This is a genomic window from Helicovermis profundi (genome assembly GCF_033097505.1).
Taxonomy (GTDB): domain Bacteria; phylum Bacillota; class Clostridia; order Peptostreptococcales; family Acidaminobacteraceae; genus Helicovermis; species Helicovermis profundi.
In genome coordinates this window covers 498,646-514,399 of record NZ_AP028654.1, presented here as the reverse complement: position 1 = coordinate 514,399, position 15,754 = coordinate 498,646, and the positions used below count along the sequence as shown (strand labels likewise).

Genomic DNA, 15,754 nt, shown 5'->3' with positions numbered 1-15,754 from the left:
TACCCATTATTATCTGAATTATTCTAATATTATCACTTTATTTTATTATACTATATTTTTGACAAAATAAAAATCCAATAATAATCATAATTATTATTGGATTTTATTTATTATTTTTTAATTTTTATTATTAATTCTCCTGGCTTCACTTCTTTTCCTTCTTTTACTAAGATTTCTTCGATTTCGCCACTAACTGAAGAAGAAATGTTTGTTTCCATTTTCATGGCTTCAATAACTAATAGTTTGTCGTTTTCTAAAACAACATCCCCTTCTTTAACAAATAATTTTGATACAATACCTGGTATTGAAGATCCTATTTCATACGGATTCGATTTATCAACCATATGAACATAATCACCACTTTTTTCGTTTTTTGTCGCTTTGTCTCTTATATTTATTTCTCGTCTATTACCATTTACTTCAAATACGACTCTTCTAAAACCATTAGAGTCAATTTTAGAAGTTTCAAGATATTTAACAACCAGTATTATTCCATCGTCAACCTCAACTTCACATGTTTCACCTTCTCTAAGTCCATGAAAATAAATGTCGCTACCCATTCTTGAAAATTCGCCATTTTCCTTAATATAAGTTAAATATTCATCAAAAACTTTTGGATATAATGCATAAGAAATTATATCTTCTTCTTTAACTTCAATATTAAATTTTTCAGTTAAATGTTCTCTAATTTTATCAAAATCTTCATCTTCAAGCAACTCACCTGGGCGAGATGTTATTGGTCTAATATCTTTTAATACTAATTTCTGAAGTTTTTTTGGAAATCCACCTTCAACTTGACCCATCATACCTTCAAAAAACGATACTACAGAGTCAGGAAACGATAAGTCTTTCCCTTTATCATATATATTTTCTTTACTTAAATCATTTTGTATCATAAAGATTGCCATATCACCAACTGCTTTTGAAGAAGGAGTTACCTTAATAATATCTCCAAACATTTCATTTACATCTTTATACATTTCTTTTACTTCAGTAAATCTATGACCAAGTCCAAAACTTTCTACTTGTGGTTTTAAATTAGAATATTGACCACCTGGAATTTCAAATTTATAAATCTCAGCACTAGAAGACTTAAGCCCAGACTCAAACTTGCTATATACAGGTCTTACAGATGACCAATAATCAGAAATTTTCTGTATTTCATCTAATTTAATTCCAGTATCCCTATCTGTATTTTTTAAAGCTGCAACAACCGAATTAAGAGCTGGCTGGCTTGTAAGTCCACTCATTGAATTAAATGCAGTATCAACAATATCAACTCCAGCTTCAGCCGCAAGCAAAATAGTTGAAACTCCATTTCCTGTTGTATCGTGAGTATGGAGATGAATCGGAATATCTATTTCGTTTTTCAATGCAGCTACCAATTTATGTGCAGCATACGGTTTAAGTAGAGCTGACATATCTTTTATACCTAATATATGCGCACCAGAACGTTCAATTTTTTTTGCCATTTTTACGTAATAATCTAAAGTATATTTATCGCGATACTCATCTAAGATATCTCCAGTATAGCAAATACATGCTTCTGCAATTTTTCCAGTATTTAAAACTTCATCAATTGAAAGTTCCATGCCTTCAAACCAATTCAATGAATCAAAAATTCTAAATACATCTATACCTTTATTAGCTGACTCTTTAATTAAATGCTTTATAACATTATCAGGATAGTTTTTATAACCCACTCCATTTGAACCCCTAATTAGCATTTGGAGTAATACATTAGGTACTTTCGATCTTATTTTTTCAAGTCTATCCCAAGGTGATTCTTTTAAGAATCTATAAGCAACATCAAAAGTTGCACCACCCCACATTTCAAGAGAAAACAAATCTTTTGCCAAATGAGAAGTAGCTCTCGCTATTTTCGTCATATCTTTTGTACGCACTCTTGTAGCCATTAAAGATTGATGTGCATCTCTCATAGTCGTATCAGTTAATAAAAGTTTGTTTTGAGATTTAATCCAATCTATAAGTCCTTTTGATCCATCATTATCAAGTATATTTTTAGTTCCACTTAATATAATATTTTTATCATATTTAGGAACTAAAGGAACATCAAAATCAAATTTAACGCCTTTTGTTTCATTAACAATTTTTTCTCCTATATAATTTAGCACTTTAAGTTCATGATCTTCTTTTGGAATAATATCAAATAATTCTTTGTTACTTGATATAAAATTAGTATCACATAGCCCTTTTTGAAAAATTGGATGATTTAATACATTTATTAAAAAAGCAGTATTAGTCTTTACACCACTAACCTTAACTTCTTTTACTGCACGAATCTGTTTTCTTATTGCATCATGAAAAGTTCTTGCCCAAGAAGTTGATTTTACAAGTAAACTATCATAATATGGACTAATTATTGATCCCGTAAAACCATTTCCTCCATCAAGTCTAATGCCAAATCCTGAGCCCGTTCTATAAACGTCCATTTTACCAGTATCTGGAGCAAAATTATTTGATGGATCTTCTGTTGTTATTCTACACTGAATAGAATATCCATTAACTCTAATATCATTTTGCGAATATATGCCTATTTCGTGTGAATCAAGTTTGTGTCCCTCTTCAATCATAATTTGAGTTTGGACAATATCAATACCAGTAACCATTTCAGTAACCGTATGCTCAACCTGAATTCTTGGATTCATCTCAATAAAATAATGTCTTCCACCACTATCCACTAAAAATTCTACAGTTCCAGCACTTTTGTAATTTACAGCATTCGCTATTTTTAAAGCGTCAGCACATATCTCATTTCTTTTTTCTACAGAAAGCGATATTGCCGGAGTAAATTCTATAACCTTTTGATGTCTCCTTTGAATTGAACAATCTCTTTCATACAAATGAACTAAATTTCCATATTTATCGCCAATCACTTGTACTTCAATATGTTTAGGATTTTCTAAGAACTTTTCAATAAACATATCATCGATTCCAAACGCTTTTTTCGCTTCAGATTTTGCACTTCTGAAACTATCTAATAGTTCACTTTCTTCCCTAACTATTCTCATACCACGACCACCACCGCCAGCAGCGGCTTTTAGTATAATTGGGTAGCCACAGTAATTTGCAAATTCGATTGCATCTTCATCACTCTCAATTGGTTTTTCAACACCAGGTATAGTTGGAACATTTACCTTTGAAGCAACAATTTTTGATTTGATTTTATCTCCCATTTTTTCCATCATTTCACTGGTTGGGCCAATAAATGCAATTCCAGCTTCTACACATTTTTTTGCGAACTCAGGATTTTCAGATAAAAATCCATAGCCCGGATGTATTGCATCAACACCTTTCTTTAGAGCCACTTTTATTATTTCATTAATATTCAAATATACATCTACTGGACTTTTACCTTTCCCTATTAAATATGATTCATCCGCTTTAGTTCTAAATAAAGAATTTTTATCTTCTTCAGAATAAATTGCTACTGTTCTAATATTTAATTCATGACAAGCTCTGAAAATTCTTATCGCTATTTCTCCTCTATTTGCTACCAAGATTCTCTTAAATTTTTTCATATTCTCTCCTTGTTTTATACGAACTTTTTGTTAATTATTCGTATGAATCTTCGAGTTTTTTTGCATACTCATTAATCTTATTTAAAGCAATTTTATATTATTTACACTATTCATATTAATATATCAGCTTACATTTGAGATTACAAGGATTTAAGGCTTTTTTTTTATATTTTTATTAAACTCCACTTAATTTTTTTAATTTTTTTATAAGTTTAACTATGTTTTAACAAAGAAAACACTTATTCGAAACCTAAATACCTTAAAAATTAAAGGACGCTTTTTCTTACACCTAATATTTTTTCGCATTAAATTTAAACAAAAAAAAATCTGTAAAAATACAGATTTTTTAAAGTTCGTCATCTTCAATAATTAATTCTAATTTATCTCTTTTTTCAAGAACACTTGACCAAGTATAGACATTGTTTTTTTCATTAATTATAAATACACTATCTACTGTAGTTGATATTGATTTTGTATATTTTACGCCATCAATTAAAGAAGGTTTTTGATTATAGTCTTCATCTGAGTGTTTATATCTTCCCCAAGAATATACCTTTCCTATGTTATCGAGTGCAACAGCAAAATCTCCTACAGACGATATATATACAATATTTTTTAAATTCATATTTTCAATCGGAAAAACAATTTCTTTTTCACCAACAATTCCAAGCTGATTTGATGTATTTCTTCCACAAACCAAAACTCTCCCTACTTCATTTATAACGTATGAAGCATCCTTTCCCGCACAAACAAATTTCGCATTTTTAAATTCAGAAAGTGTAGGTTCAAGACTTTTGCCCTTAAATCCTACTCCTAGTTGACCATTTTCATTGCTACCCCAAGAATATACCATACCATCATAGGTAAGGGCAAGTGCATGTTTATTTCCAAATGATATTTGTTTTATATTGCTAAGAAGCTCAATCTTTTTAGGAATGTTTCTCATAAGATTTTTTTCGTTTCCAAGCTGACCATAGTCATTATCTCCCCAAGTATATACACTACCACTTACAGAAAGAGCACCACTAAAACTTTTACCAGATTCAACCTGCTTTATATGCTCAAGTCCCCAAATTTCTTTCGGAATTTTTGAATTAATTTTTGTTCCAAGACCTAGTTGGCCTTTTTTATTGCTACCTATTGAAAAAATTTTACCATTATAAGTTTTAAAGACTGCATGTTCTTCGCCAGCTGAAAGCGACTCCACATTATCTAGATTTATAGCATATGTTCTTTTACTTAGAGATTCATTAGTTCCCGTTCCAAGTTGACCTAATTCATTTCTACCAAGAACATCTACTTTTCCATTTTCATGTACAATATAAGCACATTCATATCCACATGAAACAGATTTTAATCCCTTTTTTTCTTGAACTAATAGCTCTTTTTCATACCAATCAGACCAATTTCCGTTAATATCTTTAATTTTTAGCCTAACAATGTAAGTACCTTCTTCTGAAAATCTTACTTCATTTCCTTCCCATTTATAATCAGCTACTTTACCATCCTCAGCAACAACACCAGACGTATCATACTCAATATTGGTAGTAGTAAAAATGTTTTCACTAGGAATAACCTTAAAGCTTGCTACAGGCTCAATTTTACTTACTTTAGTTAAGCTTAAGAAACTTAGATAAAGTTTATTACCATTTTGGTATGAAGTACCTCCAATGCGTTTTATAATACTAGCAACATCTAAATTTTTAGTATTCTTAACAACAAAATACTTTTCATCAACTGTTATATTATATCTTTCATAAGGTAATTCTTTATCTGTTTCAATGTATTTAACCAAATCCTTAAGATTTTCACATTTTCTTTTTTCTGATTTTCTAAATTTAAGTAAAGCAGATTTATAAATAGTATAATCACCAATTACGTCAATATTGTCAAGTTTAGAATTATTACTTCTACTAAATGCGAAAATACCTCCTGCAAGTAAACCAACTACTACCACACTACCAATAATTATCATTAACACTATCACACCTATCCATATATTATTTTTTGTATATATCGCTATTAGTATATCAATACAAATAGCAATAGGTCAAATAAATCAGGTTAATTAGTCTTATTTATTAACTTACAAGCTTTAACTGTGTTATACATTAGCATAGCAATAGTCGTAGTTCCAACACCTCCTGGAACTGGAGTAATATAACTTACCTTGTTTTTTACATTTTCAAAATCAACATCACCTTTAAGCTTACCATCAACTACATGAATTCCAACATCTAAAACAATGGCACCTTCTTTTACCATGCTTTCATCAACAAAATTGTGTTTTCCTATTGCTGCTACTAAAATATCTGCCTTACTTGCAATCTCTTTAATATTCTTTGTTCTTGAATGACATATTGTTACTGTAGCATTTTTTTCCATAAGAAGCAGGGAAATTGGTTTGCCAACAATATTGCTCCTTCCAAGAACTACAGCATTTTTTCCTTCAATATCAATATCATATTCTTCAAGCATTTTAATCATTCCATATGGTGTACATGGAATAAAAGTATCTTCACCAATAAGTAATTTACCAGCATTTAACGGATGAAATCCATCAACATCTTTATTAGGATTAATCAATTTTATAATTTTCGATGTATTAATTTGCTTAGGAAGTGGCAATTGTATCAAAATACCACTAACTTTATTGTCATTATTAAGCTTTTCAAGTTCACTAATAAATTGATCTTCTGAAATCGATTCATCAAGTTTTAATACATCTGCATTTACACCTTCCTTATTAAAACTTTTTCTCACCATATTTACATAGGCAAGTGATGCTGGACTATTTCCCACTATTACAACTCTAAGATTTGGCACTAATCCTTTTTTCTTTAATAGATCAATATCTTCTTTTAAATTTTGTTTTATATGTTTTGCCGCTACTTTACCTTCTAGTAATTGCATAACTTCTCCCCCTTTTAAAAATATTATGTAAAATATATTATCATATATTATCTTTATTTCCTATTATAAAATATAACAAATAACTATTTTAATAAACAACTATTATAATTAATCTTATTTAATCAAAGAGGATGCAATAATCATATTGCATCCTCTTCAAATATCGTACTCTCAACTATTATCCCATTTTAGAAACATTATGCACTTACCTTATAAAGTATATAATGTCAAAAGGTAAATTACTCTTCAAATTCACCTATTTAAAATTATCAGAATATTTTAGAATTAAACTTCTAGCAGCTTTAGCTTCATCTATTCTTCTAACTGAAGCTAAAGTTGGTGCATTTTTAAGAATAGAAGGATCTTCTTTTACTTCATCAGAAATTTTATTCATAACATTAATAAAAGCATCCATCGTTTCTTTACTTTCAGTTTCTGTAGGCTCAATCATAATTGCTTCATGAACTATAAGTGGGAAGTAAATTGTAGGTGGATGATAACCAAAGTCCAATAAACGTTTTGCAACATCTAAAGTTGAAACGATTAAATCTCCATTTTTAACTCCATCAAGTACAAATTCATGTTTACAAATTTGATCCATCGGTAGTTTATAGTTTTCCTTTAATTTGTTCATCATATAGTTAGCGTTAAGTACTGCAAGTTCACTAACTTCATTAATTCCATCACTACCCATAGTTTCTAAATATGTGAACGCTCTAAGAATAACGCTATAATTACCATAGAAACCTTTTACTTTTCCAATTGTTTTAGGTCTATCATAATCTAGTATATATTTATCATCTTTTTTATCAATCACTGGTACAGGCAAATATTTAACCAAAAATTCTTTAACTCCAACTGGTCCACTACCAGGTCCTCCACCACCATGTGGTGTAGAAAATGTTTTATGAAGATTAAAGTGCATTACATCAAATCCCATATCTCCAGGTCTAGTTTTACCCATAATAGCATTCATATTTGCACCATCATAATAAAGGAGTCCACCAGCCTCATGAATAAGCTCAGCTATTTCAACTATATTTTTCTCAAATAATCCAAGAGTACTTGGATTTGTAAGCATAAAACCTGCAATTTCATCACTAAGTGCTTCTTTTAATGAATCCATATTTACTGACCCATCAGCATTTGATTTGATTTCTACAATGTCAAACCCTGCAACTGCAGATGTAGATGGATTTGTACCATGAGCAGAGTCTGGAACAATAATTTTTGTTCTTTTTAAATCTCCTCTATCTCTATGATATGCTTTTATAAGCATAATACCAGTTAATTCACCATGAGCTCCTGCAGCTGGCTGAAGAGTTACTCTATCCATTCCAGAAATTTCACGAAGCATTTCATCAACTTTATACATCATCTTTAATGAACCTTGTACTGTTTCTACTGGTTGATAAGGGTGCAAATGATTAAGTGAAGTCATACCAGCAGCATCTTCATTGATCCTTGGATTATATTTCATTGTACAAGAACCAAGTGGATAAAAACCTGTATCAAGCCCATAGTTAAGTTGCGATAAATTTGTATAATGTCTAATAACATCTACTTCACTTACCTCTGGAAATGCTAAATCTTCTTTTCTAAGAAAATCAGAAGAAATATAATCTTCAACATTTATATCTTCGACATCAAGCTTTGGAAGTGAATAAGCCTTTCTACCCGGCTTTGAGATTTCAAATATCAAACTATCATAATTTCTCATTATTTCACCTCCATAAGCTTAACTAAATTATCAATTTCATCTTTAGTTCTTTTCTCTGTAACTGCAAGTAAAACGCCATTTTCAATATCATAGCTTTTTTCTAAATCGTAACCACCTAATACATTGTTTTTAAGAAGTCTTTCATTTACCTCTGAAGTTTTTTCCTGGCCAATTAATGCAAACTCTTTAAAGAAAGATTGTCCTTCAAAAGCAGGTTTATATTTACCACTAGCAATTAATTTATCATAAGCATAATGAGCTTTTGCCATTGACTGATAAGCCACTTCTTTAAGACCTTCTTTTCCCATAGTAACCATATAAATTGATGACATAAGAGCATTAAGTCCTTGATTAGAACAAATATTGGATGTTGCCTTATATCTTCTAATATGTTGTTCACGCGCTTGAAGTGTTAATACAAAAGCTCTTTTTCCATCAACATCAGTGCTTTGACCAACAACTCTTCCTGGAAGTTTTCTTACATATTTACTCTTTGAAGCAAGAAATCCAATATATGGACCACCAAAGTTCATGCCATTACCAAGCGACTGCGCTTCACCACAAACAATATCCACTCCAAGATTTCCTGGCGATTCAAGAATACCAAGTGAAATCGGATCAACGTAATCAATTAAAACAGCTTTTGTTTCATGTACAAGTTCACTTGCTTTTTTTACATCTTCAATAACTCCTAAAAAGTTAGGACTTTGAACAATAACACCTGCAACATCAGCAGATAATTTTTCTTTTAATTCATCTAAATTAGTAGCACCGTTTACTAGACTAATTTCTTCAAGTTCAATATCTCTAAATTGAATATATGTGTTAAGAACCTGTCTAGCTTCAGGATTAAGACCTTTTGATACTAAGATTTTATTTGCTTTTCTTGAAGATGCTACTGCCATCATAGCCGCCTCAACAACCGCAGTTTGTCCATCATACATTGAAGCATTAGTATTATCCATACCCGTAAGTTCACATATTAGTGACTGGTATTCAAAAATTGCACGAAGAGTTCCTTGACTTATCTCTGGTTGGTAAGGTGTATAAGCAGTAAAAAATTCACTTCTTGAAGCCATATGTTTTACAGTCGTTGGAACAAAATGATCATATGCCCCTGCGCCTAAAAAACACACTAACTCATCTAAGCTTTTATTTTCATCACCTAATTTTTTTAATATATTTGTAACTTCAAGTTCTGATTTTGAAGGTTCTAAATTAAGTTCACCACTAAATCTAATTTTTTCAGGAATATCTACAAATAAATCATTTATAGACTTTGCTCCAATATCGCTAAGCATTTCTTTTACGTCAGATTCAGTATTAGGTATATATCTATGCACTATATCACTCCTTTTATAATTCAAAGAGAGCTAATGCTCTCTTTGAAGTCAAGAATTTACTAGGTTAGTATTATTTTGAACAAAATTCTGTGTATTTAGTTGAATCCATTAATCCATCTAATTCTTCTTTATTTGATAATTCAATTTTATACATCCAACTTCCAAATGCATCAGAGTTAACTCCTTCTGGAGCATCTAGTAAATCTTCATTCACTTCAATTACTTTTCCCGAAACAGGAGTAAATGAATCCGAAGCAGCTTTTACTGATTCAACAACACCAAAAACATCTCCAGCAGCTAATTCATCATCAACTTCTGGTAATTCTAAAAATACAATATCTCCAAGTTCATGTTGTGCAAAATCTGATAATCCAATTGTAGCTACATTTCCTTCAACTTTAACCCACTCGTGATCCTCTGCGTATAATAAACCTTCAACAACTTTCATTAATAATACCTCCTAATATTTTTGTTTAAATTTTTTACTCTATTATGTTAATACCACTTTTATGATATTAAAAACTAAAAATTTATAAGATTACTTAGTATAATTTATTTATCTATTTTTTATAACTTTTTTTGTATGCTCTTTTTGCTGTAACTATAGCTTTAACTGTTTTCTTTCTAATTTGAATTTCAATCTCTTCACCTTTTACAGCATACTCAGCATCAACAATTGCAATACCTACACTTTTACCTACTGAAGGAGAATTGTATCCTGTTGTTACAAAGCCAATTTCTTTTCCATTTTTTAACACTTTATATTCATGTCTTGCAACTGGTCTTCCTTCGATTTCAAAACCAATTGTTTTTCTTTTAAGACCTTCTTCTTTTTGTTTAACTAATGCACTTTTTCCAATAAAATCATCAGTATCAAGTTTAACAAAGAAACCAAGTCCTGCTTCAAGTGGTGAAATATCTTTGCTCATTTCGTTTCCATAAAGAGGAAGTGCAACTTCAAATCTAAGTGTATCTCTACAACCAAGACCACAAAGTTTTAGACCATAGTCTCCGCCTTTTTCAATAATTGCGTTCCATACTATTGTAATTTTATCATTTGGCGCATAAATTTCAAAACCGTCTTCACCAGTATAACCTGTTCTAGAAACAATACATTCAACGCCTGCAATAACTACAGGATTTTCAAAGAAAAAGAATCCAATTTCACTTAAATCTTTATCAGTTAAATTTTGAAGCAATTTTTCAGCTTTTGGTCCTTGAAGTGCAACTTCAGATGTTTCAGTTGAAATATTTACTAATTTAACTTCAAATTTTTTCACTACTTCTTGCATCCAAGCAAAGTCCTTTGCTACATTTGATGCATTTATTACTAATAAATATTTTTCAGTATTATATTTATAAACAAGTAGATCGTCTACAATTCCACCATTTTCATAGCACATTTGTCCATATATAACTTGTTTTTCCTTCATAGTTTTAACATTGTTTGTTACTAAGTATTGAACGAAAGCTTCAGCGTCTTTTCCATCAACTGTTACTTCACCCATATGAGAAACGTCAAACATACCACAATCATTTCTTACAGCTTCATGTTCAACAACTAACCCTTCGTACTGAATGGGTAATTCCCATCCTGCAAAATCAACAATTTTGCCACCATTTTTAACATGTTCTTCATATAAAGCCGTTCTTTGTAAATTACTCAATTTGTAACCCCCTCGTCAATTGTTTGTTTCTAAAAAACTTTATCCGATGCCTTAGAGTTCTAATACCCCCACTTCTTAAAAAAGTGGTGGATAAAGAACTCTAAAAAGGCCCTGGATTATGTTTTCTAAGATTCAGTGGCAGTAAAAACTCTCTCTGAATCCAAGAAATTCATTTATCAATAATACCGCCAAATTGACGGTTTTACTTTTAATATTTAAGTCACTTTAGTTTATATACCCATTAATTAATTTTATACTAATAAAATAGTAAATTCGTAGAAATTGTTTCTCACTTTACAATGTTACCTATTTAACAAAAACAAAAAAGAAGGTCAGCTTTAGCCTAACCTTCTCTGTTTTCTTTGCCTGAGAGATTTACTCCTTCGGCGCCAATTAAATGACTCTTCAGAGATCCATCATATTATGTTCCATTTGCCTGAAAGGTTCTAAATGTTTTTGGCAAAACACTCATTGCATCTTCGGCTATCTATTTAAAGATATCTCACAAAATAATCATTTGGATTCAAAATATTTTTATTTTATATTACATTATCATAATATATTATTATTATTAAGATTTCAAGGGTTGTTATTCTATTAACGGTAAACACGGAAGTTTGACAGTTGCATAAACAAAATTCTACCTCAAAGCCAATTATAGGCTTATTTTTTTGTCAAATTTTCCGTTTTACTATTGCGTAGTTTGTCGCGGAAGTTTGACAGTTGCATAAACAAAATTCTACCTCAAAGCCAATTATAGGCTTATTTTTTTGTCAAATTTTCCGTTTTACTATTGCGTAGTTTGTCGTATTGTGGTATAATGTAAGGAACAGGAGGTATTATGCTTATGAGACTTTCAACTTCTAAATCAAAAAATGCTACTTCACTTTACGTTATTAAAGATATTACTATTAAAAATAAACGAACAACTAAAATTGTAGAAAAACTTGGTACTGAAGCACAATTACGTGAAAAATTAAATGGACAAGATCCTTATGAATGGGCAAAAAAATATATAAGTGAACTTAATAAAAAAGAAAAAGAAAATAAAGTTGAGATTATTGCTAAATTTTCTGAAACTAAACAAATACCAATGGATTCTAAGGTTCATTTCAATGGTGGATATCTTTTTTTACAAGATATTTATTATGATTTAGGCCTTCATAAAATTTCAAAGCAAATTTCTGATAAATATAAATTTTCTTTTGATTTAAACAGTATTCTTTCTAGACTCATTTATACTAGAATGCTTAATCCGTCTTCTAAGCTTTCTTCTTTTAAAGCCTCTAATGACTTTATTGAACAGCCTAATTTTGAATTACAGCATATTTATAGAGCTTTAGAAATAATTTCTAAAGAATCTGATTTTATTGAATCAACTGTTTATAAAAATAGTTTAAAATTATCTAAAAGAAATACAAAAGTGCTTTATTACGATTGTACAAATTATTTCTTTGAAACTGAAAAAGCCGATGGGTTAAAACAATATGGACTTTCCAAAGAACATCGCCCTAATCCAATTGTACAAATGGGATTATTTATGGATGGGGATGGCATACCACTTGCATTTTCTATATTTGATGGAAATAAAAATGAACAGCCAAGTTTAAAACCACTAGAAAAGCGCATATTATCTGATTTTGATTTATCTAAATTTGTTGTATGTACAGATGCAGGATTAGCATCTAATACCAATAGAATATTTAATAATAAAAACGATAGAGCTTTTATTGTTACACAATCATTAAAAAAGCTTAAAAAACATCTTAAAGATTGGGCTCTTGCCCCAAATGGATGGCATTTATCAAATGAGACAAAAAATATTAATTTAGAAAATATAGATCATTCTTCAAACAATAAAGCTATTTATTACAAAGAACGTTGGATAAATGAAAATGAATTACCACAAAAATTAATAGTAACATATTCACCAAAATATAGAGCTTATCAAGAGTACATTCGAAGCACTCAAATACAACGTGCAGAAAAACTTGTTAAAAAACCTTCTAGTATCAATAAAAAGAAACAGAATGATCCAAAGAGATTTATAGATTCTATTCACTGCACTAATGAAGGTGAAATCGCTGAAAAACAGGTACTTACAATAAATAGAGACACTATTTCTGATGAAGAAAAATATGATGGATTCTACGGAGTATGTACAAATCTTGATGATAATGCTGAAACAATTATTAAAGTAAATAAAAGAAGATGGGAAATAGAAGAATCATTTAGAATTCTAAAAACTGAGTTTAAAGCAAGACCAGTATATTTAAGTAGAGATGATAGAATAAAAGCTCATTTTACAACATGTTTTCTTTCTTTACTGATATATAGGCTTTTAGAAAAGAAGCTTGATGAAAAATACACTACAAAAGAATTAATAGAAACGTTAAAAAATCATAACTTTATGGAGTTAAAAGGCGAAGGATATATTCCGACATACACACGAACTGATATAACAGATGAATTACATGATAAATTTGGATTTAGAACGGATACCCAAATAATTAGTAATGCTAAAATGAAAAAAATATTAAAACAAACGAAAAAGTAAAAAAAGGTACGCACTTTTTACTACATTAAGAAACCGTGATAAACTACTGTTTGCAATAGATATCACGGTTTTTCTGCTCTACAACTGTCAAAGACGAGATTATTATTAAGATTTCAAGGGTTGTTATTCTATTAACGGTAAACACGGAAGTTTGACAGTTGCATAAACAAAATTCTACCTCAAAGCCAATTATAGGCTTATTTTTTTGTCAAATTTTCCGTTTTACTATTGCGTAGTTTGTCGTATTGTGGTATAATGTAAGGAACAGGAGGTATTATGCTTATGAGACTTTCAACTTCTAAATCAAAAAATGCTACTTCACTTTACGTTATTAAAGATATTACTATTAAAAATAAACGAACAACTAAAATTGTAGAAAAACTTGGTACTGAAGCACAATTACGTGAAAAATTAAATGGACAAGATCCTTATGAATGGGCAAAAAAATATATAAGTGAACTTAATAAAAAAGAAAAAGAAAATAAAGTTGAGATTATTGCTAAATTTTCTGAAACTAAACAAATACCAATGGATTCTAAGGTTCATTTCAATGGTGGATATCTTTTTTTACAAGATATTTATTATGATTTAGGCCTTCATAAAATTTCAAAGCAAATTTCTGATAAATATAAATTTTCTTTTGATTTAAACAGTATTCTTTCTAGACTCATTTATACTAGAATGCTTAATCCGTCTTCTAAGCTTTCTTCTTTTAAAGCCTCTAATGACTTTATTGAACAGCCTAATTTTGAATTACAGCATATTTATAGAGCTTTAGAAATAATTTCTAAAGAATCTGATTTTATTGAATCAACTGTTTATAAAAATAGTTTAAAATTATCTAAAAGAAATACAAAAGTGCTTTATTACGATTGTACAAATTATTTCTTTGAAACTGAAAAAGCCGATGGGTTAAAACAATATGGACTTTCCAAAGAACATCGCCCTAATCCAATTGTACAAATGGGATTATTTATGGATGGGGATGGCATACCACTTGCATTTTCTATATTTGATGGAAATAAAAATGAACAGCCAAGTTTAAAACCACTAGAAAAGCGCATATTATCTGATTTTGATTTATCTAAATTTGTTGTATGTACAGATGCAGGATTAGCATCTAATACCAATAGAATATTTAATAATAAAAACGATAGAGCTTTTATTGTTACACAATCATTAAAAAAGCTTAAAAAACATCTTAAAGATTGGGCTCTTGCCCCAAATGGATGGCATTTATCAAATGAGACAAAAAATATTAATTTAGAAAATATAGATCATTCTTCAAACAATAAAGCTATTTATTACAAAGAACGTTGGATAAATGAAAATGAATTACCACAAAAATTAATAGTAACATATTCACCAAAATATAGAGCTTATCAAGAGTACATTCGAAGCACTCAAATACAACGTGCAGAAAAACTTGTTAAAAAACCTTCTAGTATCAATAAAAAGAAACAGAATGATCCAAAGAGATTTATAGATTCTATTCACTGCACTAATGAAGGTGAAATCGCTGAAAAACAGGTACTTACAATAAATAGAGACACTATTTCTGATGAAGAAAAATATGATGGATTCTACGGAGTATGTACAAATCTTGATGATAATGCTGAAACAATTATTAAAGTAAATAAAAGAAGATGGGAAATAGAAGAATCATTTAGAATTCTAAAAACTGAGTTTAAAGCAAGACCAGTATATTTAAGTAGAGATGATAGAATAAAAGCTCATTTTACAACATGTTTTCTTTCTTTACTGATATATAGGCTTTTAGAAAAGAAGCTTGATGAAAAATACACTACAAAAGAATTAATAGAAACGTTAAAAAATCATAACTTTATGGAGTTAAAAGGCGAAGGATATATTCCGACATACACACGAACTGATATAACAGATGAATTACATGATAAATTTGGATTTAGAACGGATACCCAAATAATTAGTAATGCTAAAATGAAAAAAATATTAAAACAAACGAAAAAGTAAAAAAAGGTACGCACTTTTTA

The 15,754-nt window shown here is 29.7% G+C and carries 9 protein-coding genes and 1 riboswitch; of the genes, 2 read left to right on the top strand and 7 right to left on the bottom strand.

Features of this window, described 5'->3' with window-relative positions; translation table 11 throughout:
* Positions 1-110: 110 nt before the first annotated feature.
* From AACH12_RS02175 to gcvT, 7 genes are all read right to left on the bottom strand, one after another.
* Positions 111-3,542, bottom strand: a complete 3,432-nt coding sequence (locus AACH12_RS02175; RefSeq protein ID WP_338536443.1) for a pyruvate carboxylase — start codon at positions 3,540-3,542, stop codon at positions 111-113.
* A gap of 346 nt (positions 3,543-3,888) precedes the next feature.
* A complete protein-coding gene (locus AACH12_RS02170) occupies positions 3,889-5,517 on the bottom strand; it encodes an RCC1 domain-containing protein (RefSeq protein ID WP_338537332.1) in 1,629 nt (542 codons plus the stop codon).
* An 89-nt stretch (positions 5,518-5,606) separates the two neighbouring features.
* Positions 5,607-6,455 carry a bifunctional 5,10-methylenetetrahydrofolate dehydrogenase/5,10-methenyltetrahydrofolate cyclohydrolase gene (locus AACH12_RS02165; RefSeq protein WP_338536442.1) on the bottom strand — a complete coding sequence of 283 codons (849 nt, stop codon included), beginning with the start codon at positions 6,453-6,455 and terminating at the stop codon, positions 5,607-5,609.
* 256 nt (positions 6,456-6,711) lie between these two features.
* A complete protein-coding gene (gcvPB, locus tag AACH12_RS02160) occupies positions 6,712-8,175 on the bottom strand; it encodes an aminomethyl-transferring glycine dehydrogenase subunit GcvPB (protein ID WP_338536441.1) in 1,464 nt (487 codons plus the stop codon).
* Entirely contained in the window at positions 8,175-9,518 is a 1,344-nt protein-coding gene (gene gcvPA / locus AACH12_RS02155; protein WP_338536440.1) for an aminomethyl-transferring glycine dehydrogenase subunit GcvPA, read from the bottom strand. Before gcvPA ends, gcvPB begins: the two co-directional genes overlap by 1 nt.
* 70 nt (positions 9,519-9,588) lie before the next feature.
* Positions 9,589-9,966, bottom strand: coding sequence for a glycine cleavage system protein GcvH (gene gcvH, locus AACH12_RS02150; RefSeq protein WP_338536439.1), 378 nt, complete (start codon positions 9,964-9,966; stop codon positions 9,589-9,591).
* Between the two features lie 112 nt (positions 9,967-10,078).
* The gene (gene gcvT / locus AACH12_RS02145; RefSeq protein ID WP_338536438.1) at positions 10,079-11,185 is read right to left on the bottom strand and encodes a glycine cleavage system aminomethyltransferase GcvT; all 1,107 of its coding nucleotides are present in this window, start codon (positions 11,183-11,185) and stop codon (positions 10,079-10,081) included.
* Positions 11,186-11,599: 414 nt separating this feature from the next.
* A riboswitch (glycine riboswitch) is annotated at positions 11,600-11,702 on the bottom strand.
* A gap of 330 nt (positions 11,703-12,032) precedes the next feature.
* Here gcvT and AACH12_RS02140 point away from each other — a divergent pair.
* Both AACH12_RS02140 and AACH12_RS02135 read left to right on the top strand, forming a co-directional pair.
* Positions 12,033-13,742, top strand: coding sequence for an IS1634 family transposase (locus AACH12_RS02140; RefSeq protein WP_338537331.1), 1,710 nt, complete (start codon positions 12,033-12,035; stop codon positions 13,740-13,742).
* Between the two features lie 282 nt (positions 13,743-14,024).
* On the top strand, positions 14,025-15,734 hold the full coding sequence (locus tag AACH12_RS02135; RefSeq protein WP_338537331.1) for an IS1634 family transposase: 1,710 nt from the start codon (positions 14,025-14,027) through the stop codon (positions 15,732-15,734).
* Positions 15,735-15,754: the final 20 nt, after the last annotated feature.